The organism is Comamonas guangdongensis (assembly GCF_041079535.1).
Taxonomy (GTDB): Bacteria; Pseudomonadota; Gammaproteobacteria; order Burkholderiales; family Burkholderiaceae_C; genus Comamonas; species Comamonas guangdongensis.
This window is the reverse complement of the sequence record NZ_JBFYGN010000005.1, coordinates 165,555-192,492: the sequence shown is the minus strand read 5'-3', so window position 1 is coordinate 192,492 and position 26,938 is coordinate 165,555. Positions and strand designations below refer to the sequence as shown.

Below are 26,938 nucleotides of genomic sequence, written 5' to 3'. Positions count from 1 at the left end.
TCGTTTGTTCTCTTCGTTACTGCAGCACGGCCTTGGCTTGGGCGTTCTGCGAGTCCAGCAGGGCCACAACGCGATCGGCGTTCTGAACCGTGCACACGTCCTGGGGCAGGTTCAGACCCGAGGCCTTCATATGGGCTTCGCCGCCCGCAGCGTCGATGGCCATCATGTGGTGCATGCACATCTTGCCGTCTTCGACGCAGCGGTTGAGCACCTTGTCGTACAGGCCTTCGGCCACGGAGGAGAAGCGCTCGACGGGGTTGCGTTCGCTGGGCTTGGCCAGATCCAGATAGGCCTCGCGGGTCAGCACCTTGCCTTCGGTCTTGGCCTTGGCAACCCATTGTGCGAACTCTTCGTTGCTCACGCCGTGGAACTTGAAGGTCATGCCGGCGAAACCGGCGCCGCTGTAGTGCGAAGCCTTGCCACCGTAGATGCCGGGCTTGTTGATCACGGCGTGGAGTTCGGTCTGCATGCCGGGCATGGTGTAGATCATGCCGGCCAGGTCAGGCACGTAGAAGGCGCTCATGGTGTCGGAGGCGGTCAGCTTGAAGTGAATCGGGCGATCCACGGGAGCAGCCACCTCGTTCACGGTCGCAATGCCTTGTTCGGGGTAGAAGAACAGCCATTTCCAGTCCATGGAAACCACTTGCACTTCCAGGGGCTTGACGTCGGCCGACAGGGGCTTGGTCTCGGAGATGCGGTCCAGCGGACGATAGGGGTCGAGCTTGTGGGTGCTGATCCAGGTGATGGCGCCCAGAGCGATGATGATCAGCAGCGGCACGGTCCAGATCACCAGCTCCAGCGCGGTGGAGTGGTGCCATTCGGGATCGTACTTGGCCTCGGTGTTGGACTGGCGGTACTTCCAGGCAAACAGCAGGGTCAGAAAGATGACGGGGACGATGATGAGCAGCATCAGCAAGGTGGCCGTAATGACCAGATCGCCTTGTTGCTTGGCAATGTCGCCAGCTGGATTGAGCACGACGGCTTTGCTGCAACCGGCGAGGGTTGCGGTCAAAGCGGCCGCTGAGAGCCACGCGGGCCCACGGATTTCCTTGATTTTTAACATGCTTTGGGCGTGACAAAGTCGCGCTTAGGTGTAAACGCGGATTACTGGATCTGGGCGAATGTAATACGAACCGGGTGTTTGTCCATTGGACATTTTGTCCAAGGTCAAACCGCAGGATATCAAAATGCGCTATGCGACAAGGGTTTAGCTGTCTCGGACAGCAGTGTACTCGCTGGCGCAAAAAAGCTTGCAATTGTCAGAACCGGCCCCATGAGGCCAGCCCGGCTGGCCCCTGGCCGACAGCACCCGGGGCAAAAACTCTATTGCAGCTGCACATGCTTGGGCGTAGAACGGAAAGCGTCCCAGCGACAGCAAGTAAGACAAGGAGATACACCATATGACAAGCCTGAACCCGTCCATTGGTCTTACTCAGCAAGACTACGACCATTTCGAAAAACTGGGCTACGCGCAGACCGATGAGGATGTGACTCCCGGCGAGATTGCCGTCGGCGTGATCATCGGACGATCTTCCGAGTATTTCGACTTCTTTGTATTCGGCATCGCCTGCGTTCTGGTGTTTCCGGCGCTGCTGTTCCCCTATCTGTCCAAGCTCGATGGCACGCTGGCCGCGTTCGCGATCTTCTCCCTGGCCTTTGTGGCGCGTCCCGTCGGCACGGCGCTGTCCATGGCCGTGCAACGGCGCTGGGGCCGCGCGACCAAGCTGACGCTGGCCCTGTTCCTGCTCGGGGTCTGCACCGTGGGCATGACTTTTCTGCCCAGCTATCATGACGCCGGCATGAAAGCCGTCTGGGCACTGATGGTGCTGCGCGTCGGCCAGGGCCTGGCTCTGGGCGGCTCCTGGGACGGGCTGCCGTCGCTGCTGGCCATGTCGGCCCCCAAGAATCGCCGCGGCTGGTATTCGATGATCGGCCAGCTGGGCGCGCCCGTGGGTTTCGTCATCGCCGCCGCGCTTTTTGCCTATTTCTATGCGAGCCTGAGCGCTGAGGATTTCCTGAGCTGGGGCTGGCGCTATCCCTTCTGCGTGGCTTTTGCCATCAACGTGGTGGCCCTGTTTGCGCGCCTGCGCCTGGTGGTGGGCCAATCCTATGTGCAGATGCTGCAGGAGCGGGAGCTTGAGCCCATCGGCGTGACCAGCCTGATGCGCGACGAAGGCCGCAACGTGATGATCGGCGCTTTTGCAGCCCTGGCCAGCTTTGCGCTGTTCCATCTGGTGACCGTCTTCCCGCTGTCCTGGATCTCCATGTACTCCAACCAGTCGGTGACGGAGGTGCTGGTGGTGCAGATCATAGGCGCCGTGCTTGCGGCCGGAGCCATCATGTTCTCGGGCTGGCTGGCCGACCGCGTGGGGCGCCGCAACACGCTGGGCGCCATGGCCTGCCTGATCGGCATTTTCAGCTTTCTCGCCCCCTGGCTGCTGGGCAGCGGCACCGTGGGCAACAATGTGTTCATCATCGTGGGCTTCGTTCTGCTGGGCCTGTCCTACGGTCAGTCCTCGGGCACGGTGACCTCGAACTTCCCCTCGCGCTACCGTTACACCGGTGCGGCCCTGTCCACCGACATGGCCTGGCTGATAGGCGCGGCCTTTGCGCCGCTGGTGGCGCTGGGCGTGTCTGCCCGGTTCGGGCTGGTGGCGCTGGGCCTGTATCTGCTGTCCGGCGCGCTGTGCACGTTGGCGGCCCTGGGCATCAACCGCGCGATCGAGGCGCGCGACCAGTAAGCGCTGTCGCTCAACGGGAACGCCCGGCTGGTTCCGGGCGTTTTTTTGTTGCTGCCGCGCATGAAAAAGCCGCCCGGGCAGGCGGCTTTTTTTTGCGGGCCGGAGATCAGTCCAGAGCCAGGCCGGCCTTCTTGATCACCTCGCCGAAGCGCTTGCTTTCGGAGGCCATGAAGGCCTTGAACTCCGCGGGCGTGGGGTTGAAGGATTCATAGCCGAAGGCCGCGAATTTTTCCTTCACATCGTTGCCCGTCAAGGCCTGGCGCACATCGTTGCGGATCTTCTCGATCACGGCGGCCGGCGTGCCGGGGCGCACGGCCAGGGCGTTCCAGCCTATGGCCGTGAAGTCCTGGGGGCCGCCCGACTCGGACACCGTGGGCACGTTCTCGAAGCCGGCCAGGCGCTGGGGCGCGGCCACGGCCAGGAAGCGCAGCTTGCCGCCGCGCACCAGGGGGCCGGCCGTGCCCAGGGAGCCCAGCGCAAAGGTCAGCTCGCCATTGGCCACGCCCTGGTACAGCTGGCTGGTTTCCTTGTAGATCACATGCTCCATCTTGGTACCGGTCTGGTTTTCCAGCAGGGCCGAGCCCAGGTGCACGGGGTTGCCCACGGACCAGGAGCCGTAGTTGAGCTTGCCGGGATGGGCCTTGGCATCGGCAATCAGGTCGCCCATGGTCTTGTAGGGGCTGTTGGTGGGCACGCAGACGAAGAAGTAGTTGCGGAACAAGGGCATCAGAATGTCGAAGTCCTTGTTCAAGTCGTAGGGCAGCTTCTTGAACAGGTGGGGGTAGGCGGCGATGTGGACATTGTCCAGCTGGATCATGTCCGTGCCGTCGGTAGCACCGCGCTTGAAGGCTTCGATGGCGATGAAGCCGTTACCGCCGGGGCGGTTTTCCACCACCACGGGCTGACCCCAGGCTCGGCCCAGCTTGTCGGCCACCAGGCGCGAGACGCCGTCGGGTCCGCCACCCACGGGGAAGGGGTTGATGATGCGCGAGGACTTGGTGGGCCACTTGCTGGCATCGGCCTGGGCCAGCGCCGGGGCCGCGATGGATGCGGCGATGGCGCCGAGCGCAAATGCGGCTTGGCGACGGCTCAGATTGAGCTTATGGGTCATGCTTGTCTCCCTGATCCTGAAGAGGATGGTCTGTCGATAATGCGTTTGCGTGTTGGCTCGGGGCTCTCACGCCTTATGTTTTCTATAGCTGAAACCCGTTGGGGCAGCGTTTCAGATCGACAGATTGTGTCATTTGGATACAAAACACCTAGTTCTACCTCTGGCTAGCAGCTATAGCAAAATGGCATAGCTTGTTTTGGGAATGGCGCGATGAATCTTCAGCAGATAGAAACCTTTGTCCAGGTGGCCGAGTCCGGCAGTTTCAGCAAGGCCGCGGTGCTGCTGGACACGGCGCAGCCCGCGCTCAGCCGCCAGGTGCGTGCGCTGGAGACCGAGCTGCGCGAGACCCTGCTCATACGCACGGGCCGCGGCGTGACGCTGACGGACGCGGGCCGCCGCCTGCTCGAGCACGGCCATGCCATCATGCAGCGCGTGGCCCTGGCCAAGGAAGACCTGAGCAGCCAGCGCGACGAGCCCGTGGGGCGCATCACCGTGGGCCTGCCGCCCAGCCTGGCGCGGCGCCTGACCCTGCCCCTGATCGACGGCTTCAGCCGCGAGATGCCCAAGGCGCGGCTGGCCGTGGTCGAGGGCTTTTCCATGAATATCTCGGAGTGGCTGACCTCGGGGCGCATGGACCTGGGGCTGGTCTACACGCCCGAGCCCCACCCGCATATCGAGGTCTCGCCGGTGCTCGAGGAGCGCCTGTGCCTGATCGGGCCGGCCAGCGCCCTGGCGGGCCGCACCAGCATTCCGTTCGAGCATCTCAACGAATTTCCGCTGATCATGCCCCAGCGGGGACAGATCTTCCGCAAGCTCATGGAGGCTCAGGCCACGCTGTCGCAGGTCAAGCTCAACGTGGTGTGGGAAGTCTCCAGCGTACCCGCGATTCTGGACCTGGTGCGCGGCGGCTATGGCTATGCGGCGCTTACGGACAGTGCCATGCTCAGCCATGCCGCCGACGCCTCTCTGGCCGAGGTGCCCATCAAGTCGCCGCATATCGTGAGCACGCTGTGCCTGGTGCAGTCGGCCAAGAAGAAGTCCACGCCGCTGATTCGGCGCACGGCGGAGCTGCTGCGGCGCTTGAGCCTGCAGGTCTGCTCCGTGGAAAGCGGCCATCTATAAGCCTCTCGCGGCGGCACGGCTGCTATTGAAAACAGTGCTGCTGGCGCTGGTGGGCAATGAATTTCAGGCTTGATCAGCCCTGAAACTATGCGAATACAGGCGCTGGATGCTTTTTAAACGATAGCGCTCAGATCAGCGGACGCAGGGTTCTCGCGCCTTCCTGCAGCAGCGGCAGGATTTCGCGCTGCATGACCTGCGGGCTCATGCGCCGCGACGAGGCCACCATATTCAATGCGGCCACGGTGCGGCCCTGCATATTGCGCAGCGGCACGGCCACGGCCTGGATAGCCAGTTCATGCTCTTCCTGGGCTAGGCAGTAGTCCAGGCGGCGCACCTCGTCGAGCACGGCCTTGAGCGCCGCAATATCCGTCACCGTATGGGCCGTGAGCTTGGGCAGGTCGTAGGTGGCCAGCCAGGCGTCGAGTTCCGCGGGCGAGAGCGCGGCCAGCAGCACCCGGCCCGTGGAGGTCGCGTGGGCGGGCAGGCGCGTGCCCAGATGCAGGCCGTGGGCCATCAGCCGCTCGCCCTGTTCATGCACCGCGCTGCGCGCCACGATGACGACCTCGGGCCCTTCGCGTACCACGCAGGAGTAGGAGAGCCCGGTCTGGGCCGCCAGGCGGTGCAGCACCGGCTGCACGATGCGCGGCAGGCGCGCCGAGGCCAGATAGCTGCCCGACAGGCGCAGCACCTTGGGCGCGAGCCAGAAATAGCTGCCGTCGGTTTCCAGATAGCCGAGGTGGGCGAGGGTCAGCAGATGGCGCCTGGCGGCCGCACGGGTGATGCTGGCGCGTTCGGCCGCCATCGTGGCGTTCAGGCGCTGGCGCTCGGTATCGAAGCTCTCCAGCACGGCCAGGCCCTTGGCCAGTCCCGCAATGAAGTCGGCGGGGGCGATGCTGCTGCTGCGCTCGGTCATGGTCGGGTGGTGAAAGTGTTTTGCGCGATTATCGGTATGTTTGCGCGATTATCGCGCAAACTGCGCGTATGCCTCTGTGCCCCGGAGCAGCACAAAACTTAATCTTGCCCTTGAGCCAGATCAGCGGTGCAGCGCGCGCTGGGTGGCCAGTTTTTGAGCCATAACAAGGAGGCACACATCGTGCGTACACAAGTAGCCATCATTGGTGCAGGTCCCTCGGGTCTTCTGCTGGGACAACTGCTGTACAAGGCAGGCATCGACAACATCATCATCGAGCAGCGCAGCGCCGACTATGTGCTGGGCCGCATCCGCGCCGGCGTGCTGGAGCAGGTGACCGTCGATCTGCTCAAGCAGGCCGGCGCCGACAAGCGCATGAACGAGGAAGGCCTGCCGCACGACGGCATCGAGCTGCTGTTCAAGGGCCAGCGCCACCGCATCGACCTGCACGGCCTGACCGGCGGCAAGCGCGTGATGGTCTACGGCCAGACCGAGGTGACGCGCGATCTGATGGAGGTGCGTGCCCAGGAAGGCCTGACCACGGTGTACGAGGCCAGCCATGTGCAGCCGGTCGACTTCGAAAGCGACAAGCCCAAGGTGCGGTACGAAAAAGACGGCCAGGTGCACGAGATCGAGTGCGATTTCATCGCCGGCTGCGACGGCTTCCACGGCATCTGCCGTGCCAGCGCGCCCAAGGACCAGATCAAGACCTTCGAGAAGGTCTATCCCTTCGGCTGGCTGGGCCTGCTGTCCGATACGCCGCCGGTTTCCGAAGAGCTGATCTACGCCAACACCGAGCGCGGCTTTGCGCTGTGCAGCCAGCGCAGCGCCACGCGCAGCCGCTACTACCTGCAGGTGCCGCTGACCGACAAGGTCGAGGACTGGAGCGACGAGGCTTTCTGGGAAGAGCTCAAGAAGCGCCTGGACCCCGAAGCCCGTGCCAATCTGGTGACCGGCCCCTCGCTGGAGAAAAGCATTGCGCCGCTGCGCAGCTTCGTGACCGAGCCCATGCGCTTCGGCCGCATGTTCCTGGCCGGCGATGCGGCCCATATCGTGCCTCCCACGGGCGCCAAGGGCCTGAACCTGGCAGCTTCCGATGTCGGCTATCTGTCGCAGGCCTTCACCGAGTACTACCGGGACAGGTCCGAAGCCGGTATCGACCGCTATTCCGAGCAGTGCCTGCGCCGCGTCTGGAAGGCCGAGCGCTTCTCCTGGTGGATGACCTCCATGCTGCACAACTTCCCCGGCGAGGGCGAGTTCAACACCAAGGTGCAGGAGGCCGAGCTCGACTACATCGTCAACTCCGTGGCCGCTTCGACCTCGCTGGCCGAGAACTACGTGGGCCTGCCTCTGGTTTAAGGGCCGGGAATTTTTGCTCCCATCACTGTCCTGATGAACCGCATGGCGCCCGATCTTGGTCGCCATGCTTGAACTGCCTGCATTGCCGCGCGCGATGCGGGCTTTTTTTTTATCCATGCGAATTCGTCGCTGCAGCCTTGCGCAAATTTTGATGCCGCCCAGCCGCGAGCGCCGCCAGCGAGGAGTAAGCTTGCCCCACTTATGGCGCACATCATGTTTTCCCCTCCGTATATCGCTGCCGCGCAGGCGGCCCGGTCCCTGCGCGAGCATGGCTATGCCGTGCTGCAGCCCGAGGATTTCGCCCAGTGGCTGGGTCTGGGCCTGGACGATCTGCAGGCCATGGACGCCGACTGGCAGGGCCTGCCGCCCGATGCTTTTCTCAAGGATGGCGGACGCTACCGGCGTCGCCGCCATTCCTGCTTTGTGGCGCAGGCGGATGCGCTGGAGCAGGTGCCGCACCGTGCCCATTGGCAGCCCGTGGAATACAACGCCCTGCATGGCGGCATGCAGCGTCTGTTTGATCCGATGTTGCCGACGACCGTCCAAAGCCCGGCCTGGAGCCGCATGCTGCAGGCGCTGGCCCAGCTGTCCGACCAGGTGTTCTGCGCGCCAGGCCAGACCCAGCGCTGGTTTGTGGAGGCGCACCAGTTTCGCATCGACACCACGGACGGCATAGGCCGGCCCACGCCCGAGGGCGCGCACCGCGACGGCGTGGATCTGGTGGTAGTGATTCTGGTGGGACGCAAGGGTGTGAAGGGCGGCGAGACCCGGGTGTTCGAGGCCGCGGGCCCCAGCGGCCAGCGCTTTACCCTGACCGAGCCCTGGTCCGTGATGCTGCTCGACGATGCGCGCATGATTCATGAGACCACGCCCATACAGCCCGTGCAGCCCGGCGGCGTGCGCGATACGCTGGTACTGACCTATCGCCGCGGCGGCTTTCAGGGCGCCTAAGCCGTGGCCTGAAACAGGTCGAGGTGTCGCCCATCGAGGCCCGGGCTGGAGTCAGGGACTTGCGGTTGATGCAAGTCAATACGCGGGTGCATGATAGGAGCAGACTGCTTGCATCGAAACGGCGGCGGCTGCGTGAACCAGCGCTGCCAAGCATGAAGGAGAAGCACATGACCATGTTCAATCACATCCTGGTTCCCATCGACGGCTCCAAACCCTCGCTGCTCGCGGCCCGCAAGGCGGCCGAACTGGCCAAGGTGTTCGGCAGCGCCGTCACGGCGGTCTATGTGGTCGATCCCTACCCTTTCACCGGCGTGGGGGCGGACTTCGCCTACGGCCAGTCCCAGTATCTGAGCGCCGCCACGGCCGAGGCCAATGCGGCCCTGGATGCCGTCAAGGACATCATGCAGCAGGCCGGCGTCAACGTGAGCGCCCTCGTGGGCGAGGGCCATGCGGTCCATGACGGCATCGTGCGCACCATGGAAAGCGTGGGCGCCGACCTCATCGTCATGGGCTCCCAGGGCCGCCGCGGCCTCGAAAAGCTGGTGCTGGGCAGCGTCACCCAGCGCGTGCTGGGTGCAGTCAAGATCCCGGTGCTGGTCGTGCGCGAATAAGAGGCTGCACCTCCATGCAAAAGGCCTCCATCCGGAGGTCTTTCTTTTTGGGATGCCATGCTCAAAACAAGCATGTCCCAACCCAGGGGCAGCGAGCAAGGGCCGCCCCGCAGCGAAGATGCCGTCCCCCTTCAGGGGGAAGCGGCGCAGCCGCTCAGGGGGTTATTGAATCGTCGCCCCGGAGGCCTCGACGATGGCCTTGTTGGCCTTGAAGTCCGCCTGGAAGAATTTGTCGAAGGCCTGCACGCTCATGGCCTGGGGCTCGGCGCCCTGGGTCAGGATGGCTTCCTTGACCTCGGGCATGGCCAGCAGCTTGTTCACCTCGGCATTGACCTTGTTGACGATGGGCGTGGGCGTGTTCCTGGGCATGAAGATGCCATACCAGGTGCTCACATTGAAGCCCTTGAGGCCGGATTCGGCCAGGGTAGGCGTTTCGGGCAGCGAAGTGGAGCGGGCCGCCGAGGTCACGGCAATCGCGCGCAGCTTGCCGGACTTGATCTGGGCGATGGCCGAGGGCACGGAGGACACCAGCAGGTCCACATTGCCGGCCAGCGCGTCCATCATGGCCGGGTTGGAGCCCTTGTAGGGCACATGGGTCAGCGCAATGCCCGCGGCCTTTTCCAGCATCACGCCGGCCAGGTGGATGCTGGTGCCGTTGCCCGGCGAGCCATAGGTGATCTTGGCCGGGTTCTTCTTGGCCGCGGCAATCACGTCGGCCAGGGTCTTGTAGGGCGAGTTGGCCGCAGTGGCGATCACGATGGGGGTGTAGGCCACATGGGCCACGGGCGTCAGGTCCCTGGTGGGGTTCCAGCTCAGATTCTTGTACAGATAAGGGCCGAGGACCACATTGTCCTTCTGGCCCATCACCATATCGTAGCCCGTGGGCGCGGACTTCACGGCCTCGGTGATGCCTATGGTGCCGCCCGCGCCTGCGCGGTTGTCGGGCACCACGGTCCAGTGGCTGACTTCGGTGAGCTTGTTGGAGATCACGCGCGAGAGGATGTCGGTGCCACCGCCGGGAGGGAAGGGCACGATCAGGCGCACGGCCTTGTTGGGATAGTCGGCGGCAGGACTTTGAGCGGCGGCGGAAAAGCTCAGGCCTGCGGTGGCAAGCATGGCGGTGCAGGTGATCAGTTGGCGAAACATGAAAAAGAAACTCCAGAGACGGATGGGGTGTGCGGCGGCACTGGCGCATTGCTTGTGGCAACACTCCGGTGTTGGCGCCGATGACCGTCGGCCGCAGAGCTAAAGCGCTCCTGAGTCCGGGGCCGGGTCACGGAAGGTGGGCGTTTCGATGATCGGGGACGATGGTTCCGCCATCAAGAGGGTATTTGTCTTTACCGAAGAGACCGCCGCCATGCGGTACGGGCATGGCCGGCTGCAGTCGCGCGCGCTGTTTTGCAGGGTGGCTGCAAAGACTTGCACTGGGGCGGCGTTCCGATCAGGTATCGCCGCCGATGTGGCCCACGGGCGCGGATTGCGCTGCCGAAGCCGCGGTCGAGCAGCTTCGGAACAGGCGAACCATTCTGCCATGCCAATGCCCGCGCGAGAGCGAGTGACACGGGATTTCGGAAGATGGGGCGCAAGCTCAGGCCTGCGGCCGGAGCCGGGGTGTTTCGAGGGAAATTCGCCGCAAGCACTTGATGGACAAGCGCCTGCAGCTATGGTTTTGTGATGGGTCGCGGCTCAGGGCTGGCGCACATCGGCCACCACCTGCGCGCCGAAGTCGGGCCTGTCCAGCCAGGCGAGTACGCGAGCGGCAGCATCCTGGGCCGAAGTCAGCTGACCCGCCGCATGCAGCTGGGCAAAACGGTCCACATCGGGGAAGTCGCCGCTGTGCGCGCTGCGCAGCTGCAGCTGCATCTCGGTGTCGATCACGCCCGGGGCCAGCGAGACGATGCGCGCGCCATGGGGCTTGGCGGCTTCCTCGAGCGCCACGCAGCTGCTGAACTGATCCATGCCCGCCTTGGCCGTGCAATAGCTGGCCTGGGAGGCCATGGCGCGGCGGCCCAGGCCCGAAGAGATGTTGAGCACCTTGCGCGGCGGGGTCCAGCCCTCGGTGGCGGCCAGAAATGCCGCGGTCATGGCCATGGGGGCCTCGAGGCCCACGCGCAGCGCGTGGATCATCTCGGCCGTGGGCAGCTGCGACAGCGGCGCGATCTGCGGGATCACGCCAGCGTTGTTGATCAGCGTGAGGCTGGCCCAGTCGCTGCTTTTGAGCGTGCCCAGCCAGGTCGCCAGGCGCTGGGCGGCGGTGGCGCTCTGTGCCAGGTCCTGCTCCCATTGCAGCAGCTGCTGGGGCGTGGCGGCAGAGGTGGCCAGCTCGGGGCTGGTCTTGCGCGCAATGCTCAGCACATGCTGGCCTTTTTGCAGCAGCTGCTGGCCCATGGCCAGTCCCATGCCGCGCGAGCCGCCCGTCAGAATCGTCAAATGCTTGGTCATATGCGCATCTTAGGGGCGATTCGTGACAAAAAAACAGCCCCGGGCGATTCGCATCGACCGGGGCTGGCGTCAGGAGCGCGCCGGCGGCTCAATGGCCGAGATAGGCCTTGCGCACCGCATCATTGGTCAGCAGATTGGCGCCCGTGTCTTCGAGCACCACCTTGCCGGTTTCCAGCACATAGCCGCGGTCGGCGATCTGCAGCGCGCGGTTGGCATTCTGCTCGACGAGGAACACCGTCACGCCCGCCGCGCGTATGGTCTGGATGATCTCGAAGATCTGGGCGATGATCAGCGGCGCCAGGCCCAGCGTGGGTTCGTCGAGCAGCAGCAGCCGCGGCTTGCTCATCAGCGCACGGCCTATGGCCAGCATCTGCTGCTCGCCGCCCGACATGGTGCCCGAGCGCTGCGCGGCCCGCTCCTTGAGGCGCGGAAACAGTGTGAACACATGTTCTATGCCGTCGGCAATCTCGGTCTTGTTCAGGAAGAAGCCGCCCATCTGCAGGTTCTCGGTCACCGTCAGGTCCTTGAAGACCCGGCGGCCTTCGGGCGAGACGGCAATGCCGCGGCGCATGATGTGGTGGGTGGACATCTGGGTGATGTCCTCGCCTTCGAAGGCGATGCGGCCGCTGCTGGCGCGCGGGTTGCCGCACACCGTCATCAGCAGCGAGGTCTTGCCCGCGCCGTTGCTGCCGATCAGCGTGACGATCTCGCCCTGGTTGACGTGCAGGCTCACATGGTTGACCGCGCAGATGGCGCCGTAATGGGTGGAGACCTGCTCCAGTTGCAACATATGCTGGCTCATCTCAGGCCTCTCCCAGATAGGCCTTGATGACCCGTTCATCGTTGCGAATCGCCTCGGGCAGGCCCATGGCGATGGGCTTGCCATATTCCATGACCAGAATGCGCTCGGACACGCCCATCACCAGGCTCATATCGTGCTCGATCAGCAGCACGGCCACGCCGTACTGCTTGCGCAGATCGTCGATCAGATGCTGCAGGTCTTTCTTCTCCTGCGGATTCAGACCCGCGGCCGGCTCGTCGAGCATGAGCACGCGCGGCTTGGTGATCATGCAGCGCGCGATCTCCAGGCGGCGCTGGTGGCCGTAGGCCAGGTTGCCGGCCTCGCGGTTGACGAAGGAGCGCAGGCCCATGACGTCCAGCCATTTGAGCGCGTTCTCGATCTTCTCCTCTTCGGCGCGGCGGTAGCCGGGGGTGTTGAACAGGCCGCCGAACAGCGTGGCGCGCGACTGGCGGTGCTGGGCGACCAGCAGGTTTTCGAGCACCGTCATGTTCTTGAACAGGCGCACGTTCTGGAAAGTGCGCACCACGCCGTGGTTGGCGACCTGGTGGCTGCTCTGGCCCGCAATGCCTTGTCCGTCGAGAACGATGGAGCCCGCCGAGGGCTGGTAGAAACCGCTGATGCAGTTGAACACCGTGGTCTTGCCGGCGCCGTTGGGGCCGATGATGGCAAACACTTCCTGCGGGCGCACATTGAAGCCCACATGGTCCACGGCCAGCAGGCCGCCGAAGCGCATGCACAGGTCGTTGACTTCTAGCAAATAATCGCTCATGCGTCTGTCCTGCTTGTGGTTGTAGTTATCAAAATGAGAGCGTTAAAGCAGGGTGTCATGAGGGCACCTTCACTTGGCGGCGCTTCACGGGCAGCAGGCCCTGAGGGCGCCAGATCATCATCAGAATCATGACCAGGCCGAAGATCAGCATGCGGTATTCCGAGAATTCGCGTGCCAGCTCGGGCAGCACGGTCAGGATCAGGGCCGCAACAATCACGCCCAGCATGGAGCCCATGCCGCCCAGCACCACGATGGCCAGGATCAGGGCCGACTCGATGAAGGTGAAGGATTCGGGATTCACGATGCCCTGGCGCGCCGCGAAGAAGGCGCCGCCGAAGCCTGCGAACATGGCGCCCAGCGTGAAGGCCGAGAGCTTGATCTTCATGGGGTTCAGGCCCAGGGAGCGGCAGGCGATCTCGTCTTCGCGCAGCGCCTCCCAGGCGCGGCCTATGGGCATGCGGATCAGGCGGCTGCTGATGAACAGCGTCACCATGGCCAGCAGCAGCGCCATCAGATAGACGAAGATCACCGTGTGCATGGAGTTGAACTCCAGCCCCAGGAACTGATGGAAGGTGGTTCCGCCTTCGGTCAGCGGCGAGCGCGTCATGGGCAGGCCCAGCGCCGTGGGCTTGGGGATGCTGGAGATGCCGTCGGGACCGCCCGTGAAGCTGGTCAGATTGGTCAGCAGCAGGCGGATGATTTCACCGAAGCCCAGCGTCACAATGGCCAGGTAGTCGCCGCGCAGGCGTAGCACCGGAAAGCCCAGCACAAAGCCGAAGGTCGCCGAGGCCAGGCCCGCGAACGGCAGCGCCTCCCAGAAGCTCCAGCCGGCCCAGTGGAACAGCAGCGCATAGGTATAGGCACCCACGGCATAGAAGCCCACGAAGCCCAGGTCGAGCAGACCCGCAAAACCCACGACCACGTTCAGGCCCAGGCCCAGCATCACGTAGATCAGGGCCAGCGTCGCGATGTCCACGGCATTGCGGCCCGCGAAGAAAGGCCAGGAGGCGGCCATCATCAGTGCCACGAAGATCAGCACATGGCGGGTGCTGGATTTCACCTCGGGCAGGGCGGGCAGGTTGGGCTTGGGCAGCTTGCCCGCGAGCAGCGGCTTGAGCATCTGCACCACAAACACCGCCAGGCAGGCCCAGGCCGTCATGCGCCAGTCGGGGACGATGATGGTGCGCACTCCGGCGCGCTCCAGGTGCAGGCTGAAGATGGGGGCGACGACGATGGCCGTCATCACCGTGGCGATCAGAGCATCGCGCAAAGCGGAGGAAAAGCTGTACTTCATCAGACCTTCTCCACTTCAGGTTTGCCCAGCAGGCCAGTGGGGCGGAACATCAGAATCGTCACCAGCAGGCCGAAGGCCACGATGTCCTTGTATTCCGAGGAGATATAGGCGGCGGCAAAGGTTTCCGCCACGCCCAGGATCACGCCGCCCAGCATGGCGCCGGGAATGGAGCCGATGCCGCCCAGCACCGCGGCCGTGAAGGCCTTGATGCCGGCCAGAAAGCCGATGAAGGGGTTGAGCTTGCCCACGGCCAGCGCGATCAGCACGCCGCCCACGGCGGCCAGCATGGCGCCCAGCACGAAGGTGAAGGAAATCACCTTGTTGGTGTCTATGCCCAGCAGATTGGCCATGTGCATGTCCTGAGCGCAGGCGCGCGAGGCGCGGCCCATGCGTGAGTGCTTGATGTAGAGCGTGAGCAGCACCATCAGCACCACCGTGACCACGATGATCAGGATGCGGGTATAGGGCACGAAGACCTCGAAGCCACCACCCATGCTGAAGTTGATGGCTCCGGGCAGCAGCGAGGGCACGGCCATGTCGCGTGCGCCCTGGCCCAGGGCCACCCAGTTCTGCAGAAAGATGGACATGCCGATGGCCGAGATCAGCGCCACCAGGCGCGGGCTCTGCCGCACGGGCTTGTAGGCCACCTGTTCCACCACCAGTCCGTAGACGCCGGTGACGAAGACCGCCACCACCAGCATCAGGCCGATGATGGCCCAGACCGGCAGGCCGCTTTGCGTGCCGACGGCCGAAAGCGTGACGAGGCCTATATAGGCCCCGATCATGTAGATGTCACCGTGTGCGAAGTTGATCATGCCGATGATGCCGTAGACCATGGTGTAGCCAATGGCGATCAGGGCGTAAATGGCTCCGAGTGAGAGCCCGTTGAATAGCTGTTGTATCAGCTGAGGGAAAAAGTCTGACATGCAATGCCACCGTTTAAACAGGAAAAGGCCCGAGGGCCAGATAGCAAGCATCCGGAGGCCTATGGCCTGGGCCATACGCGCTCCGGAAGGCGGTGGTGGAATTACTTGGCGATGGACTTGCTGCCGTCCTTATGCCACTGGAACACCTGGAAGTCGAAGGAATTCAGGTCGCCCTGCTTGTTCCAGGATACGGGGCCCAGCACGGTGTCGACGTTGGACTTGTGCATCCAGTCGGCGACCTTGGCGGGATTGTCGCCAGCAGCCTTGATGGCGGCCAGCAGGGACTGGGCGGCAGCGAACGAGGTCAGCTGGAAGGCGCCCGAAGCATTGCGTTTCTTGTCCTGGAAGGCCTTGACCACGGCAGCATTCTTGGGGTTGGCGGCGAAGTCGGCCGGCAGGGTCACCAGCATGCCTTCGACGGCGGGGCCGGCAATGGCGTTGACTTCGGGGTTGCCCACGCCTTCGGGGCCCATCATCTTGACCTTCAGGCCCTGCTCGGCAGCCTGGCGCAGCAGCAGGCCCATCTCGGGGTGGTAGCCGCCGTAGTAGACGAAGTCCACGCCTGCGCTCTTGAGCTTGGTGATCACGGCGGAGTAATCGCTGTCGCCGGCATTGATGCCTTCGAACAGGGCCACGGGCACGTTGGCCTTCTTCAGGTCGTCACGCACCGAGGAGGCGATGCCCTGGCCATAGGACTGCTTGTCGTGCAGCACTGCAACCTTCTTGGGCTTGATCTTCTCGATGATGAACTTGGCGGCCGCAGGGCCTTGCTGGTCATCGCGGCCGATGGTGCGGAAGATGAAGTGGTAGTTCTTGCCGTCGGTCAGCGCGGGCGAAGTTGCGGAGGGGGTCACCACCACCACGCCTTCGTTGTTGTAGATGGGAGCGGCGGCGATCGAGGCGCCCGAGCACACGGGGCCGATCACGTAGCCGATCTTGCTGTTGACCACGCGGTTGGCGGCCACGGGGCCCTGCTTGGGCTCGCAGGCATCGTCCACGGGCACCAGTTCGATCTTCTTGCCGCCGATGCCGCCGGCCGCATTGGCCATTTCGACGGCGGTCATCGCGCCTTCCTTGACCATGTCGCCGTACTGGGTCAGCGGGCCGGTCGTGGGGACCACCATGGCGATCTTGATCTGGGCATGCGCTGTGGAGAACAGGGCGACGCCGGCCAGGCCCAGGGCTGCAACAACGGTCTGCATGCGGAACGGAATGTTCATGTGGACTTCCTTCAAAGTCGGTAAGCGTTCGAGAAACGCGGCGCCAAAGCACGGGCCGCGAAAAGAAGGCCAGATTAAACGAGTGGTGGTCCGTGGCAACAGGGAATGCAGGGGCTGGCGTGAGGCCTGGGTTTTTGCTACGCACTGCATAGCAGCCTGCGCCGCAAGGCTCTGCGCTGAGCCGTGTTTCTTTTTGAAATATCCGGCCGGGCGGCGGCTAGGCATAAAAACACAGCGACAGGCAAGGTTGTTACGGTTTTTCTGCTATTTTTGTTGCAGCGCAGCAACTTTGCGCGTGCCGGGCCTGCCGCGGGTTTGACGCGGATTAAAAGTCGGGCGCGGATTCCAGCTTCAGCGGCCGGCCGCTGACCGGGTGCGCAAACTCCAGCGCTGCCGCATGCAGCAGCAGCCGCGGCGTGCTGCGCGCCAGCGCTTCGCTCGCATACAGTGCATCCCCGAGCATGGCGTGGCCCAGGGCTGCCATGTGCAGGCGCAGCTGGTGGGTGCGGCCCGTGAGGGGGCTGAGCAGCACGCGCGTGCAGGCCTGGCCCGCTGGCCCGCTCTGATGCGCGAGGACCCGCCACAGCGTCTGGCTGCTCTTGCCGTTCTCGTGGTCGATGACGCGCAGCGGGCGCCGTTCCCAGTCGGCGGCTATGGGCAGGTCTATCCGCTGCCAGCCCTGGTCGTCGGCGCTCTCCGGCGACTCCTGCAGCCGGCCCGCGACCACGGCGATGTAGCGCTTGTGCACCAGCCGGTCGGCGAAGGCCTGGCTCAGCTGGCGCTGCACGGCCAGGCTGCGCGCCATGATGAGCAGGCCCGAGGTGGCCTGGTCGAGCCGGTGGACGATGAGCGCATCGGGCCAGCGCTGCTGGGCGCGCAGACTCAGACAGTCCTGCTTGTCGGGGCCCCGGCCGGGAACGCACAGCAGGCCCGCTGGCTTTTCGAGCACCAGCAGGGACTCGTCCTCGTAGTGGCAGACGGGCTGGTTCATGGGTTCAGCAGCTCGTGGACCGTGGCGCAGAACTCCTGCACGTCATTGGGTTTGTGGATCAAGGCCTTGGCGCCGGCGGCCAGCGCCGCCTGCTCGATCTCCGCGGTCACATAGCCCGAGGCCAGGGCCACGGGCAGACCGGGATTGATCTGCAGGGCCTGGGTCAGCAGATCGACGCCGCTGAAGCCCGGCATGTTGTAGTCGGTGACCAGCAGATCGAAGCGCGCGGGATTTTCGCGCAGCGCGGCCACGGCCTCATGCGGATCATTGAAGCCGCTGACCTGGTAGCCGCGGCGGCGCAGCAGGCGCTGGAAGAGAAAGACCAGGGCCTGATCGTCGTCCACGTACATGACATGGCGTGCGGCCGCGGCGGCAGACGGCTGCGCCGCGGGCGGCGCGGCCAGCGGGGCACTGCAGGGAGGCGCGGCCTCCGCGGGCGTGCCGCCGAGCGGGAAATACAGCGTGAAGCAGCTGCCCTGGCCGGGTTCGCTGTGCACGTCCACGGCGCCGCCATGGGTGCGCATCACGCCATGGACCACGGCCAGGCCCAGGCCCGTACCCTGGCCCACGGGCTTGGTGGTGAAGAAAGGCTCGAAGATGCGGCGCTGGGTGGCCGCGTCCATGCCGGGCCCCGAGTCCTGGACCATGAAGACCATGTACTCGGCCACCGGCAGGCCCATGCGCTCGCACTGATAGCTGTCGGGCGCCACGCACAGGGCCTTCATCTGGATGCTGCCGCGCTCCTCGCCCAGGGCCTGCATGGCGTTGTTGCAGAGGTTGAACAGCGCCTGCTCCACCTGCGTGGGGTCGGCCATGAGCGGGGGCAGGTCGGCATCGGGCTCGTGCACCTGCAGCTCTATGGCCGGGGGCAGCGACACGCGCAGCAGCCTGGCCGTGTCAAGCATGACCTCGCGTATCTGCACGGGGCGGCGCTCGGGCTTGTCGTTGCGGCTGAAGGTAAGGATCTGGCGCACCAGATCCCGCGCCCGCCGACCGGCTTTCTCGATCTCGCGCAGGCTTTCCAGCGCCGCGGGGTTGTCCAGGCAGTCGGCCTTGGCCAGCTCCACATTGCCCAGGATGGCGCCCACGATATTGTTGAAGTCGTGGGCAATGCCGCCGGCCATGGTGCCCACGGCCTGCATCTTGTGCGACTCGCGCAACTGGTTTTCCAGCGCCCCGCGCTGGGCTTCGGCGCGTTTGCGGCTGGTCAGGTCGCGCGCAAAAATGGTGGTGGTGTCGCCGCTGCTGTGGTGCTCGAAGGAGACGCTGACCTCCACCGGTATGTCATGGCCGCTGGCCGTCATGCCCGTCATCTCGCCGAGCACGGCCTGGGTGGTCAGCTGCGCGAAGGCCAGCGCGCGCGAGGCGTCGGGCAGAAAGCGCTCCAGCGGGCTGCCCAGCGCATCCTGCGGCGAGCACAGGAACAGGGCCGCTGCCGTGGGGTTGAACACGGTGATGCGCTGGTTTCTGTCCACGCAGATGATGGCGTCCAGCGCCGAATTGATGACGGATTCCAGCCTCCGCTCGCTGGCGTAGAGCTGCTGGTTGCGCTCCTGCAGCGCCTTGCGCTCGGCCAGCAAAGGGCCTTGATTGACCACGGCGCACAGATATTGCCAGGTAGGCGGCCCGCTTTGCTGGGGCACGGCCACGCCGGCCACATGCAGGTCGCCGCAGAGCTGATGGCCTTCGGTGATGTCGAACGCCACCTCGTGAAGCTCGGCGCGGCCCGAGGCCTGGGCCAGGGCAAAGGCTTCGAGCACGCGTTCCTTGTCCTGGGCATGGACAAAGGGCTTGAAGTTGACCAGCAGCCGGTCTTTTTCCGTGGGCTGGAACGCGCGGTGGGCCATGGCGTTGGCCTGGACCACCATATCGTATTCATCCACCACCAGCAGCGGCAGCGGAATGCTGGCAAACAGGGTCTCGAAGCGCTCCGAGGCGCTTTCGGCCACGGCCTGGCTGTAATTGAGCACCTCGTTCTGCAGCTCCAGCTCGCGCTGGTAGTTGCGCAGCTCCGCGACCAGAGCCTGCAGCGGATCGTCGTCCTCGGGGACTATGGGGCGGATCTGGGTGGCCAGTGCCGGCGGCGCAGTCCCCGGCGCCAGAAGTGCGTGCAAAGGGAGAATGTCCAGGGCTTCGGCGGGATCGGGTGTGGCGGCGGCAGGGCTGCTCATGAGGCAATAGGGGGGTGCAGGCCCGGTAAGCGGGAAACACGCGCAGTGTAAGCGCGGACGCTGCCGGCAACAAGCCGCGGCACCCGGTCGCAAGCAGCGGCGGCCGTCGCTGCGGCCGCGCTGCCGGACCCGGAGCCCCTAGCCCTCGTTGCCGTCCATGGGAACGCAGCTGCAGAACAGATTGCGGTCGCCGTAGACATTGTCCACCCGGCCCACGGGGCTCCAGTACTTGGTGTGGCGCAGGGCGGGTAAGGGGTAGGCGGCGGCTTCGCGGCTGTAGCCATGGGTCCAGTCCGCGGCCAGCAGGGCCTGGGCCGTGTGGGGCGCATTCTTGAGTGGGTTGTCGTCCCGCGGCAGCGCACCGGCTTCGATCGCCGCAATCTCGCCGCGGATGGCGATCATGGCGTCGATGAAGCGGTCCAGCTCGTACAGGCTTTCGCTTTCGGTGGGCTCCACCATCAGGGTGTTGGGCACGGGAAAGGACAGCGTGGGTGCGTGGAAGCCGTAGTCGATCAGGCGTTTGGCCACATCCTCGGCCATCACGCCGCAGCTGTCCTTGAACTGGCGCAGGTCCAGAATGCATTCATGGGCCACATGACCGTGCTCGCCCGCGTACAGCGTAGGGAAATGCGGCTGCAGGCGGGCGCTGATGTAATTGGCATTGAGGATTGCTGTTTCGGTTGCCAGCTTCAGGCCTGGCTCGCCCATCATGCGGATATACATCCAGCTGATGGGCAGCACGGCCGCGTTGCCCAGGGGTGCGGCGCTGACCGCGCCGACCCGGCCCGCAATGCCGGCCGTGGCATGGCCGGGCAGGAAAGGCACGAGGTCCTCGACCACGCAGACGGGGCCCACGCCGGGGCCGCCGCCACCGTGGGGAATGCAGAAGGTCTTGTGCAGATTCAGATGGCTGACGTCGCCACCGAATTCTCCGGGCGCGGCCAGGCCGACCAGCGCATTCATATTGGCGCCGTCCACATAGACACGGCCGCCATGGCTGTGCACCAGCTCGCACAGCTGCTTCACCTGGGTCTCGAACACGCCGTGCGTGCTGGGGTAGGTGATCATGACGCAAGCCAGGTGGGCGCTGTGCTTTTCGCAGTGCGCCCGGAGGTCGTCCAGGTCCACATTGCCGTTGTCGTCGCATTTGGTGACGACGACCTTCAGGCCCACCATATGCGCCGAGGCCGGATTGGTGCCATGGGCGCTGCTGGGGATCAGGCAGATATTGCGATGGCTCTGGCCCTTGGAGTCGTGAAAGGCCTTGATGGCCAGCAGACCCGCGTATTCGCCCTGGGAGCCGGCATTGGGCTGGAGGCTGATGCCCGCATAGCCCGTGGCCTGGCACAGCCAGCGGCGCAGCTGCGCGTCCAGCTCGGCATAGCCCTGGAGCTGGTCGGCCGGCGCGAACGGGTGGACATCGGCAAACCCGGGCCAGGTGATGGGAATCATCTCGCTGGTGGCGTTGAGCTTCATGGTGCACGAGCCCAGCGGAATCATGCTGCGGTCCAGCGCCAGGTCCTTGTCGCTGAGGCTGCGTATATAGCGCAGCATGGCGGTTTCGGAATGGTGGGTATTGAAGACCGGGTGGGCCAGATAGCGGCTGCTGCGCTGCAGGCTCTCGGGAATCAGCGAAGTCGGGCCTTCATCCATGGCCTCCACGCTGGGCAGCTCTGCGCCGTCCTTGGCGAAGATGCTCCAGATCAGCTCCACATCGGCGCGGGTGCTGGTTTCATCCAGGCTGATGCAGATGTATTCCTTCCAGGCCTGGCGCAGGTTCACGCCTCTGGACCGTGCGCGGGCGACTAGCGCATCAGTGGCGTCCTGGGTGTGCAGGCACAGCGTGTCGAAAGCCGTTCCGTGGTGGCGCTGGCCAAAGCCCAGCTGGGCCAGGCCGCGGCTCAGGATGGCCGTGAAGCGAGCCACCCGCTGGGCGATGCGGCTCAGGCCTTGCGGGCCGTGATAGACCGCGTACATGCTGGCGATCACGGCCGGCAGTACCTGGGCGGTGCAGATATTGGAGGTGGCTTTTTCGCGACGTATGTGTTGCTCGCGCGTCTGCAGCGCCAGGCGATAGGCAGGCTTGCCATGCGCATCGACGCTGACGCCGACCAGTCGGCCCGGCAGGGAGCGCTTGTATTCGTCGCGGCAGGCCATGAAGGCCGCGTGCGGGCCGCCGGCACCCATGGGCATGCCGAAGCGCTGGCTGTTGCCGACCACGATATCGGCCCCCCATTCGCCCGGAGGCGTGAGCAGGGTCAGGGCCAGCAGATCGGTCGCCACGATCGCAGCCGCGTGCTTGGCGTGTATGGCCTCGACATCGGCCTTCCAGTCCGCTATCCAGCCGCTGGAGGCCGGGTACTGGATGAGGGCCGCAAAGAAGTCGCCCGCCAGTGCGGCCTCCCATTCCTCTTTGCTATTGACCACCAGCACCTCGAGCGCCAGGGGCTTGGCACGGGTCTGTATGACTTCAATGGTCTGCGGATGCACATCGCCGGTCAGCACGATGCGGTGGCTCTTGGATTTGACCGAGCGTCTGGCCAGGGTCATGGCTTCGGCGGCGGCCGTGGCCTCGTCGAGCATGGAGGCATTGGCGATGGGCATGCCGGTCAGGTCGCAGACCATGGTCTGGAAGTTGATCAGCGCTTCCATGCGGCCCTGGGAGATCTCGGCCTGGTAGGGGGTGTAAGCCGTGTACCAGGCCGGGTTCTCCAGCACATTGCGCAGGATCACGCCGGGCGTGAGCGTGCCGTAATAGCCTTGGCCGAGAAAGCTTTTCAGGACCTGGTTCTTGCTGGCAATCGTCTTCAGCTCGGCCAGCGCGGCGGCTTCGGTCACCGGGGCGGGCAGGTCCATGGGCCTGGCGCGCGCAATGGAGGCCGGCACGACCTTGTCGATCAGCGCATCCAGCGAGGGCTGGCCGATGGCGGCCAGCATTTTGGCGGCATCGTCGGCGTCGGGGCCGATGTGGCGGGGAATGAACTCGCCGCTGTTTTCCAGCGATTCAAGCGAGGCGACGGGAGCGGGGGGCGACATCAGCATGGGAGGGACCTATTCTCAAATACTGTGACTGACGGACCGCATGCGAGGCATGCGTGGCGGCCATATGCCAGGGGCGGCACATGGCCGGTGTTTCAAGGTGCGCAGGCTTGCTCCAGCGCGTCATGCATGAGGGCCAGGCGCTGGCTTTCCTGATCGGCGTATTCCCAATCGGGCTGTTTGCTGCGCGCCACGGCGTTGAGCCATTGCTGGCATGCCAGGGCCAGCCGGGCCTGCCTGCGTACATCGGCATCGATGGCTCCGGCGATCTTGAGCTGGCCAAAGGCCGTCGCCACATGGGCACGGCATACCGATTGCAGATAGCGGTGGTTCATGTCGTCGTCGGCCAGCCACTGGGTTCTGGCAGCGTCGTCGCGCTCGAGCATGTCCTCGGGAACGGGCAGATCCCAGTCGCTAAGATGCTGGCGCAGGAAAACCATGACTTTGGGGGACCTGCCGCCGGCCTGCTCCTGGTACCAGTCCTGCAGAGAGGCCAGGGTGTCATTGCCGTCATCGCTGCCGAAGGGGCTGAAGTCGTCACCGCAGTCGTAGTAGAACTCATGCGCCGCCACTCGCACAAAAGCCGGATGGCTGGTGCTGCGAGCAAGGCCTTCTTCAGGATCGTCGAAGTACAGGGTGGTGCTCATGATGGTATGCAAAAACGGCCTTCGCTGGGCGAAGGCCGTGTGCCATTAGTTGTCCTTGGCGAAGTCGTTGTAGGCAGTTTCTTCCATCAGGCCTTCAAGCTCGCTCGCATTGCTCATCTTGACCTTGAAGAACCAGCCGGTGTTCAGGGGATCGCTGTTGGCCAGGGCCGGATCGGCACGCAGGGCTTCGTTGACCGCCACGATCTCGCCGGTCACGGGCATGTAGACATCGGCCGCGGCCTTGACCGACTCGACCACGCCGGCCACGTCGCCGGCCTTGAAGGTCGCGCCCACGGCGGGCAGGTCCACGAACACCACGTCGCCCAGTGCGTCCTGCGCGTGGACGGTGATGCCGACAATGGCTGCCTGGGTATCAGCGGCGTTGATCCATTCGTGTTCTTTGGAATATTTGATGCTCATGAAAAGCTCCGGATGGGGATTCAGGGGAATCGGGTTTTGAGAAAGGTCCAGCTCGCACTGTAGCGGCGTTCGGGGCCTGGTTTGGCGAACTGGCCTGCTCAAGCGCGAGGCCACGGGCCTAGCTCCGGTAGTAGTTGGTGGGCACGAATGGGGTGGCCGTCACCTTCATGGGCACGGGCTTGCCGCGCACCATGGCAAAAATCTGCGTCTCCGGCGCCGCGTAGTCGGGCGCCACATAGGCCAGGGCCACGGGCTGGTTGAGCGTGGGGCTCAGCAGGCCGCTGGTGATATGGCCTATATGCTGGCCGTCCATGTTCTCCAGCACCGCGGGCTCGCGCACGGGAATGCGCTCCAGCGCAATCAGGCCCACGCGCTTGCGCTTGAGTCGCTGCGGCTCCTGCAGCTGCTCGAAAACGATGGCAGCGCCGGGAAAGCCGCCCGCGCGCTCGCCGCCGGGGCGGCGCACCTTCTGCATGGCCCAGTTCAGGGCCGCTTCGACCGGCGTTGTCGTGGTGTCGATGTCATTGCCATAGAGACAGAGCCCCGCCTCCAGGCGCAGCGAGTTGCGCGCGCCCAGGCCCACGGGGGCCACTTCGGGCTGGGCCAGCAAGGCTTCGGCAAACGCTTGAGCCGCATCGCCGGGCAGGGAGATTTCAAAGCCGTCCTCGCCGGTATAGCCGCTGCGCGTGATGTAGAGCGCATGACCTTGCCAGTCGCAATGATTGCCGGTCATGAAGACCAGTGCACCGATGCCGGGGATAAGCCGCTGCAGCGCGGTGGCTGCCTGGGGGCCTTGCAGGGCCAGCAGCGCGCGATCGGGCAGGGGGACAAGCTCGCAGCGGCTGCCGATGCGGCCTTGGATATGGGCGATATCGGCCTCTTTGCAGGCGCCGTTGACGATGAGGAACAGATCCGCGCCGCGATTGACGAACATCAGATCGTCGAGAATGCCGCCCTCGTCGTTGAGCAGCAGGCCGTAGCGCTGCTTGTGCAGACCCAGGCCGATCACGTCCACGGGCATCAGCGACTCGAGGGCGGCGGCCGCATCGGGCCCGCGCAGCAGCAGCTGGCCCATATGGGAGACGTCGAACAGGCCCGCGGCCTGGCGCGTGTGCAGATGCTCGGCCATCAGCCCCTGGGGATATTGCACGGGCATGGAGTAGCCGGCAAACGGCACCATGCGGGCGCCGAGCTTTTGGTGCAGCGCAAACAGCGGCGTGGTACGCAGGGCGGAAGAGGTGTCGGCAGCAGTCACAGGCAAGCGCTCCGGTGGTCAAACCAAAATGAGTTGCCATGCATGGCAGGGCCATGAATGGCCGGGCCACGAATGGCGGGCTTGCCCTGCTGTCCGCTTTACCTGAGAGATTCACTGCCGCGCATTGAGGCCGGGCAGTTTGCTCCTTCGGTGGATGCCATCCGGCATCTCTCTCCAACAAGGAACGCCGTAGCACCAAGGTGCGACAGCGGTTGCCAGTCCTTTTGCCTGAGCGTTTGGGCACCGGGATGGGGTGTCTGCGCCTTCGGCGGTGCATGGCCGCTCGAAGCGGCAGGCACTCTCTCCTGACCTGGGAATTCTAGCCGTGGGCGCGGGCCCCGCATCACCGCAATACGCAGTTTCGGGGTTTTCGATAGGCCAGAGCCGGGCAACTGCTTGCGCGCAATCCGGCGCCCGGCGTGCTCACTGCTTGCCAGCTGCCGAGGAGGGAATGTCTTGGCGCGGAAAACTCAGAGCGTAGGGCTGCTCGAAGCAGGCCGTGACCGGCTTGCCGTCGCGCATGCCGGGTTCGAACTTCCAGCGCTTGAGCGAGCGCGTGATGGCCGCCATGATGCGTGGATCGGTGCCGGCGGGCAGATAGGCCACGCGGCCCAGCTCTCCCTGGGGCGTCACTTCCAGCCTGACCACGACCTGGATCTGCAGGCCCTGGGGAAACCAGTTGGCATGGATGACCGGTGTTCCGCGCTGCTGCGCCCGCGGGCTTCGCTCCAGCTGGCCCGGTGGTATGCAGTCGGCAGCGATCCAGGCCGGCCAGCCCTCGGCCTGGCCGCTGGAGGCCGGTGTTGAATCGGCCTGCGGTTCTGGAGTAGGCTCGACCGCCTGTGGTGGGATGGCGCCGGCGCAGGCACCGAGCAGCAGGGCCGTCAGGAAGGAGGTGCAGAGGGCGAGGCAGCGTGAGTGGCGCGAAATTTCCATGCGGCATTCTCGGCCATGCCGCTCCCGGTCTCAGGATTGCGCGGGAATCAGGGCCTGCCTGGCGCCATCGGCCTCGGCGCAGGCCCGCCACCAGGGCGTTCCCGTATGCGGGGCATCGAGGTCCAGGCGCTCGCCCATCATGGGGGTGGAGATCGCGACGCCGTGTTTCCGGCTCAGGCCCAGGATCTGCTCGAACGGGTCCCACCAGGCATGCATGGCCAGGCTGAAGGTGCCGTTGTGTATGGGCAGCAGCCAGCGCCCCCCGAGATCCTGGTGGGCCTGCAGGGTCTGGGCCGGATGCATGTGGACATAGGGCCAGTGCGGATCGTAGGCCCCGGTTTCCATGAGCGTGAGCTCAAACGGGCCGAAGTGCCGGCCTATCTTGGCAAAGCCGTCGAAATAGCCGCCGTCGCCGCTGAAGAAAATGCGCAGCGGCCGGGAGTCCTGCAAATCCTCTATGACCCAGGAAGCCCAGAGCGTGCGGTTGCCGTCGCGCAGGCCACGGCCCGAGAAATGCTGGGCCGGCGTGGCCGTGAAGCGCAGGCCGTCGACCTCGCTGCCCTGCCACCAGTCGTGCTGCACGATCTTGTCGGCCGGCACGCCCCAGGCCGCAAGCCGGTCGCCAACCCCCAGCGGGCACAGAAAAATCCCCACCTTGGGTGCAAGCACGCGGATGGTGGTGCGGTCCAGATGGTCGTAATGGTCATGCGACAGCAGCACGCCGCGCAGCGGCGGCAGCTCGTCCAAGCCTACGGGCGGCGCATGAAAGCGCTTGGGCCCGGCAAACGGCAGAGGCGAGGCGCGCTCCGAGAACACGGGGTCGGTAAGCCACCAGCCGCCGCGCAGCTTGAGCAGCAGCGTGGAGTGGCCCAGGCGGTAGAGGCTGCGCTCGGGGGCGGCCTCCAGGGCGGCCGCGTTCAGGCTCTGCACCGGCAGAGCCTGGCCGGGTACGGAGTCCGCGGGCTTGTTGAAAAAGAAGTTCCACAGCGTTCTGGCGTCGGGCTTGGGGCCGTTGGCCGGGCGCGGATGGGTGTTGCGAAAACGCCCGTCCGCATACTGGGGCGAGTCCTCGTAGCCGGCGGCGGCAGGTCTGGAGTTCTTGAACAAGATAGATTGCGGCAAGTGGCAGATTCGGCGTAGTTTGGGGCGGCTGCAGCTGTTGCAAGCAGGCGTTTGCAAGAGGCCGTATCGGCAGGCCGGCCATTCTTGCCCGCGGCGGCC

23 protein-coding genes and 2 riboswitches are annotated in these 26,938 nt (G+C 65.0%); of the genes, 5 read left to right on the top strand and 18 right to left on the bottom strand.

Going from position 1 to position 26,938, the window contains the following annotated elements; all coding sequences use genetic code 11:
• Positions 1–16 precede the first annotated feature (16 nt).
• Entirely contained in the window at positions 17–1,063 is a 1,047-nt protein-coding gene (gene cyoA / locus AB6724_RS06410) for a ubiquinol oxidase subunit II (protein ID WP_369337671.1), read from the bottom strand.
• Between the two features lie 337 nt (positions 1,064–1,400).
• Between cyoA and AB6724_RS06405 the strand changes: the two genes are divergently transcribed.
• Positions 1,401–2,741 carry an MFS transporter gene (locus tag AB6724_RS06405; RefSeq protein WP_369337670.1) on the top strand — a complete coding sequence of 447 codons (1,341 nt, stop codon included), beginning with the start codon at positions 1,401–1,403 and terminating at the stop codon, positions 2,739–2,741.
• A 106-nt stretch (positions 2,742–2,847) separates the two neighbouring features.
• On the opposite strand, the gene AB6724_RS06400 is transcribed toward AB6724_RS06405, so the two are convergent.
• Positions 2,848–3,852, bottom strand: coding sequence for a Bug family tripartite tricarboxylate transporter substrate binding protein (locus AB6724_RS06400; RefSeq protein ID WP_369337669.1), 1,005 nt, complete (start codon positions 3,850–3,852; stop codon positions 2,848–2,850).
• 210 nt (positions 3,853–4,062) lie between these two features.
• On the opposite strand from AB6724_RS06400, the gene AB6724_RS06395 reads away from it, so the two are divergent.
• On the top strand, positions 4,063–4,974 hold the full coding sequence (locus tag AB6724_RS06395; RefSeq protein WP_369337668.1) for a LysR family transcriptional regulator: 912 nt from the start codon (positions 4,063–4,065) through the stop codon (positions 4,972–4,974).
• A 127-nt stretch (positions 4,975–5,101) separates the two neighbouring features.
• On the opposite strand, the gene AB6724_RS06390 is transcribed toward AB6724_RS06395, so the two are convergent.
• Positions 5,102–5,887 (bottom strand): IclR family transcriptional regulator domain-containing protein, encoded by a 786-nt coding sequence (locus AB6724_RS06390; protein WP_369337667.1) that lies wholly within the window; start codon positions 5,885–5,887, stop codon positions 5,102–5,104.
• A 180-nt stretch (positions 5,888–6,067) separates the two neighbouring features.
• Here AB6724_RS06390 and pobA point away from each other — a divergent pair, with 180 nt between their 5' ends.
• From pobA to AB6724_RS06375, 3 genes are all read left to right on the top strand, one after another.
• The gene (pobA, locus tag AB6724_RS06385; RefSeq protein WP_369337666.1) at positions 6,068–7,243 is read left to right on the top strand and encodes a 4-hydroxybenzoate 3-monooxygenase; all 1,176 of its coding nucleotides are present in this window, start codon (positions 6,068–6,070) and stop codon (positions 7,241–7,243) included.
• Positions 7,244–7,444: 201 nt separating this feature from the next.
• The gene (locus tag AB6724_RS06380; RefSeq protein ID WP_369337665.1) at positions 7,445–8,194 is read left to right on the top strand and encodes a 2OG-Fe dioxygenase family protein; all 750 of its coding nucleotides are present in this window, start codon (positions 7,445–7,447) and stop codon (positions 8,192–8,194) included.
• A gap of 173 nt (positions 8,195–8,367) precedes the next feature.
• A complete protein-coding gene (locus tag AB6724_RS06375; protein WP_369337712.1) occupies positions 8,368–8,805 on the top strand; it encodes a universal stress protein in 438 nt (145 codons plus the stop codon).
• A gap of 162 nt (positions 8,806–8,967) precedes the next feature.
• On the opposite strand, the gene AB6724_RS06370 is transcribed toward AB6724_RS06375, so the two are convergent.
• The 15 genes from AB6724_RS06370 to AB6724_RS06300 form a co-directional block, all read right to left on the bottom strand.
• Positions 8,968–9,951 (bottom strand): Bug family tripartite tricarboxylate transporter substrate binding protein, encoded by a 984-nt coding sequence (locus tag AB6724_RS06370; protein WP_369337664.1) that lies wholly within the window; start codon positions 9,949–9,951, stop codon positions 8,968–8,970.
• Between the two features lie 540 nt (positions 9,952–10,491).
• Positions 10,492–11,247 (bottom strand): SDR family NAD(P)-dependent oxidoreductase, encoded by a 756-nt coding sequence (locus AB6724_RS06365; RefSeq protein ID WP_369337663.1) that lies wholly within the window; start codon positions 11,245–11,247, stop codon positions 10,492–10,494.
• Positions 11,248–11,335: 88 nt separating this feature from the next.
• Positions 11,336–12,049 (bottom strand): ABC transporter ATP-binding protein, encoded by a 714-nt coding sequence (locus AB6724_RS06360; protein WP_369337662.1) that lies wholly within the window; start codon positions 12,047–12,049, stop codon positions 11,336–11,338.
• Between the two features lies 1 nt (position 12,050).
• Positions 12,051–12,818 carry a high-affinity branched-chain amino acid ABC transporter ATP-binding protein LivG gene (livG, locus tag AB6724_RS06355; protein WP_369337661.1) on the bottom strand — a complete coding sequence of 256 codons (768 nt, stop codon included), beginning with the start codon at positions 12,816–12,818 and terminating at the stop codon, positions 12,051–12,053.
• Positions 12,819–12,873: 55 nt separating this feature from the next.
• On the bottom strand, positions 12,874–14,112 hold the full coding sequence (locus tag AB6724_RS06350) for a high-affinity branched-chain amino acid ABC transporter permease LivM (protein WP_369337660.1): 1,239 nt from the start codon (positions 14,110–14,112) through the stop codon (positions 12,874–12,876).
• Positions 14,112–15,038 carry a high-affinity branched-chain amino acid ABC transporter permease LivH gene (livH, locus tag AB6724_RS06345; RefSeq protein ID WP_369337659.1) on the bottom strand — a complete coding sequence of 309 codons (927 nt, stop codon included), beginning with the start codon at positions 15,036–15,038 and terminating at the stop codon, positions 14,112–14,114. Before livH ends, AB6724_RS06350 begins: the two co-directional genes overlap by 1 nt.
• A gap of 101 nt (positions 15,039–15,139) precedes the next feature.
• The gene (locus tag AB6724_RS06340; protein WP_369337658.1) at positions 15,140–16,258 is read right to left on the bottom strand and encodes a branched-chain amino acid ABC transporter substrate-binding protein; all 1,119 of its coding nucleotides are present in this window, start codon (positions 16,256–16,258) and stop codon (positions 15,140–15,142) included.
• Positions 16,259–16,583: 325 nt separating this feature from the next.
• Positions 16,584–17,249, bottom strand: a complete 666-nt coding sequence (locus AB6724_RS06335; RefSeq protein ID WP_369337657.1) for an RluA family pseudouridine synthase — start codon at positions 17,247–17,249, stop codon at positions 16,584–16,586.
• Positions 17,246–19,420, bottom strand: a complete 2,175-nt coding sequence (locus AB6724_RS06330; RefSeq protein ID WP_369337656.1) for a PAS domain-containing hybrid sensor histidine kinase/response regulator — start codon at positions 19,418–19,420, stop codon at positions 17,246–17,248. Before AB6724_RS06330 ends, AB6724_RS06335 begins: the two co-directional genes overlap by 4 nt.
• 138 nt (positions 19,421–19,558) lie before the next feature.
• Complete coding sequence (gene gcvP / locus AB6724_RS06325) at positions 19,559–22,462, bottom strand: aminomethyl-transferring glycine dehydrogenase (RefSeq protein ID WP_369337655.1); 2,904 nt, start codon at positions 22,460–22,462, stop codon at positions 19,559–19,561.
• A gap of 92 nt (positions 22,463–22,554) precedes the next feature.
• Positions 22,555–23,106, bottom strand: coding sequence for a MolR family transcriptional regulator (locus tag AB6724_RS06320; protein WP_369337654.1), 552 nt, complete (start codon positions 23,104–23,106; stop codon positions 22,555–22,557).
• 45 nt (positions 23,107–23,151) lie between these two features.
• Entirely contained in the window at positions 23,152–23,526 is a 375-nt protein-coding gene (gene gcvH, locus AB6724_RS06315; RefSeq protein WP_369337653.1) for a glycine cleavage system protein GcvH, read from the bottom strand.
• A 118-nt stretch (positions 23,527–23,644) separates the two neighbouring features.
• Positions 23,645–24,781, bottom strand: a complete 1,137-nt coding sequence (gcvT, locus tag AB6724_RS06310) for a glycine cleavage system aminomethyltransferase GcvT (protein WP_369337652.1) — start codon at positions 24,779–24,781, stop codon at positions 23,645–23,647.
• Positions 24,782–24,860: 79 nt separating this feature from the next.
• Positions 24,861–24,969: riboswitch (glycine riboswitch) on the bottom strand.
• Positions 24,970–24,987: 18 nt separating this feature from the next.
• A riboswitch (glycine riboswitch) is annotated at positions 24,988–25,099 on the bottom strand.
• A 105-nt stretch (positions 25,100–25,204) separates the two neighbouring features.
• Positions 25,205–25,717 (bottom strand): energy transducer TonB, encoded by a 513-nt coding sequence (locus tag AB6724_RS06305; RefSeq protein WP_369337651.1) that lies wholly within the window; start codon positions 25,715–25,717, stop codon positions 25,205–25,207.
• Positions 25,718–25,747: 30 nt separating this feature from the next.
• Positions 25,748–26,824 carry an MBL fold metallo-hydrolase gene (locus AB6724_RS06300; protein WP_369337650.1) on the bottom strand — a complete coding sequence of 359 codons (1,077 nt, stop codon included), beginning with the start codon at positions 26,822–26,824 and terminating at the stop codon, positions 25,748–25,750.
• Positions 26,825–26,938: the final 114 nt, after the last annotated feature.

Bases quoted from the DNA above. Each gene is read 5' to 3' on its own strand.
- livG (WP_369337661.1), bottom strand. From the start codon at position 12,818: ATGAGCGATTATTTGCTAGAAGTCAACGACCTGTGCATGCGCTTCGGC.
- AB6724_RS06365 (WP_369337663.1), bottom strand. From the start codon at position 11,247: ATGACCAAGCATTTGACGATTCTGACGGGCGGCTCGCGCGGCATGGGA.
- AB6724_RS06360 (WP_369337662.1), bottom strand. From the start codon at position 12,049: ATGAGCCAGCATATGTTGCAACTGGAGCAGGTCTCCACCCATTACGGC.
- AB6724_RS06370 (WP_369337664.1), bottom strand. From the start codon at position 9,951: ATGTTTCGCCAACTGATCACCTGCACCGCCATGCTTGCCACCGCAGGC.
- gcvP (WP_369337655.1), bottom strand. From the start codon at position 22,462: ATGCTGATGTCGCCCCCCGCTCCCGTCGCCTCGCTTGAATCGCTGGAA.
- AB6724_RS06395 (WP_369337668.1), top strand. From the start codon at position 4,063: ATGAATCTTCAGCAGATAGAAACCTTTGTCCAGGTGGCCGAGTCCGGC.
- cyoA (WP_369337671.1), bottom strand. From the start codon at position 1,063: ATGTTAAAAATCAAGGAAATCCGTGGGCCCGCGTGGCTCTCAGCGGCC.
- AB6724_RS06390 (WP_369337667.1), bottom strand. From the start codon at position 5,887: ATGACCGAGCGCAGCAGCAGCATCGCCCCCGCCGACTTCATTGCGGGA.
- AB6724_RS06350 (WP_369337660.1), bottom strand. From the start codon at position 14,112: ATGAAGTACAGCTTTTCCTCCGCTTTGCGCGATGCTCTGATCGCCACG.
- AB6724_RS06400 (WP_369337669.1), bottom strand. From the start codon at position 3,852: ATGACCCATAAGCTCAATCTGAGCCGTCGCCAAGCCGCATTTGCGCTC.
- AB6724_RS06340 (WP_369337658.1), bottom strand. From the start codon at position 16,258: ATGAACATTCCGTTCCGCATGCAGACCGTTGTTGCAGCCCTGGGCCTG.
- gcvH (WP_369337653.1), bottom strand. From the start codon at position 23,526: ATGAGCATCAAATATTCCAAAGAACACGAATGGATCAACGCCGCTGAT.
- AB6724_RS06330 (WP_369337656.1), bottom strand. From the start codon at position 19,420: ATGAGCAGCCCTGCCGCCGCCACACCCGATCCCGCCGAAGCCCTGGAC.
- AB6724_RS06380 (WP_369337665.1), top strand. From the start codon at position 7,445: ATGGCGCACATCATGTTTTCCCCTCCGTATATCGCTGCCGCGCAGGCG.
- AB6724_RS06335 (WP_369337657.1), bottom strand. From the start codon at position 17,249: ATGAACCAGCCCGTCTGCCACTACGAGGACGAGTCCCTGCTGGTGCTC.
- AB6724_RS06375 (WP_369337712.1), top strand. From the start codon at position 8,368: ATGTTCAATCACATCCTGGTTCCCATCGACGGCTCCAAACCCTCGCTG.
- AB6724_RS06320 (WP_369337654.1), bottom strand. From the start codon at position 23,106: ATGAGCACCACCCTGTACTTCGACGATCCTGAAGAAGGCCTTGCTCGC.
- livH (WP_369337659.1), bottom strand. From the start codon at position 15,038: ATGTCAGACTTTTTCCCTCAGCTGATACAACAGCTATTCAACGGGCTC.
- AB6724_RS06405 (WP_369337670.1), top strand. From the start codon at position 1,401: ATGACAAGCCTGAACCCGTCCATTGGTCTTACTCAGCAAGACTACGAC.
- AB6724_RS06305 (WP_369337651.1), bottom strand. From the start codon at position 25,717: ATGGAAATTTCGCGCCACTCACGCTGCCTCGCCCTCTGCACCTCCTTC.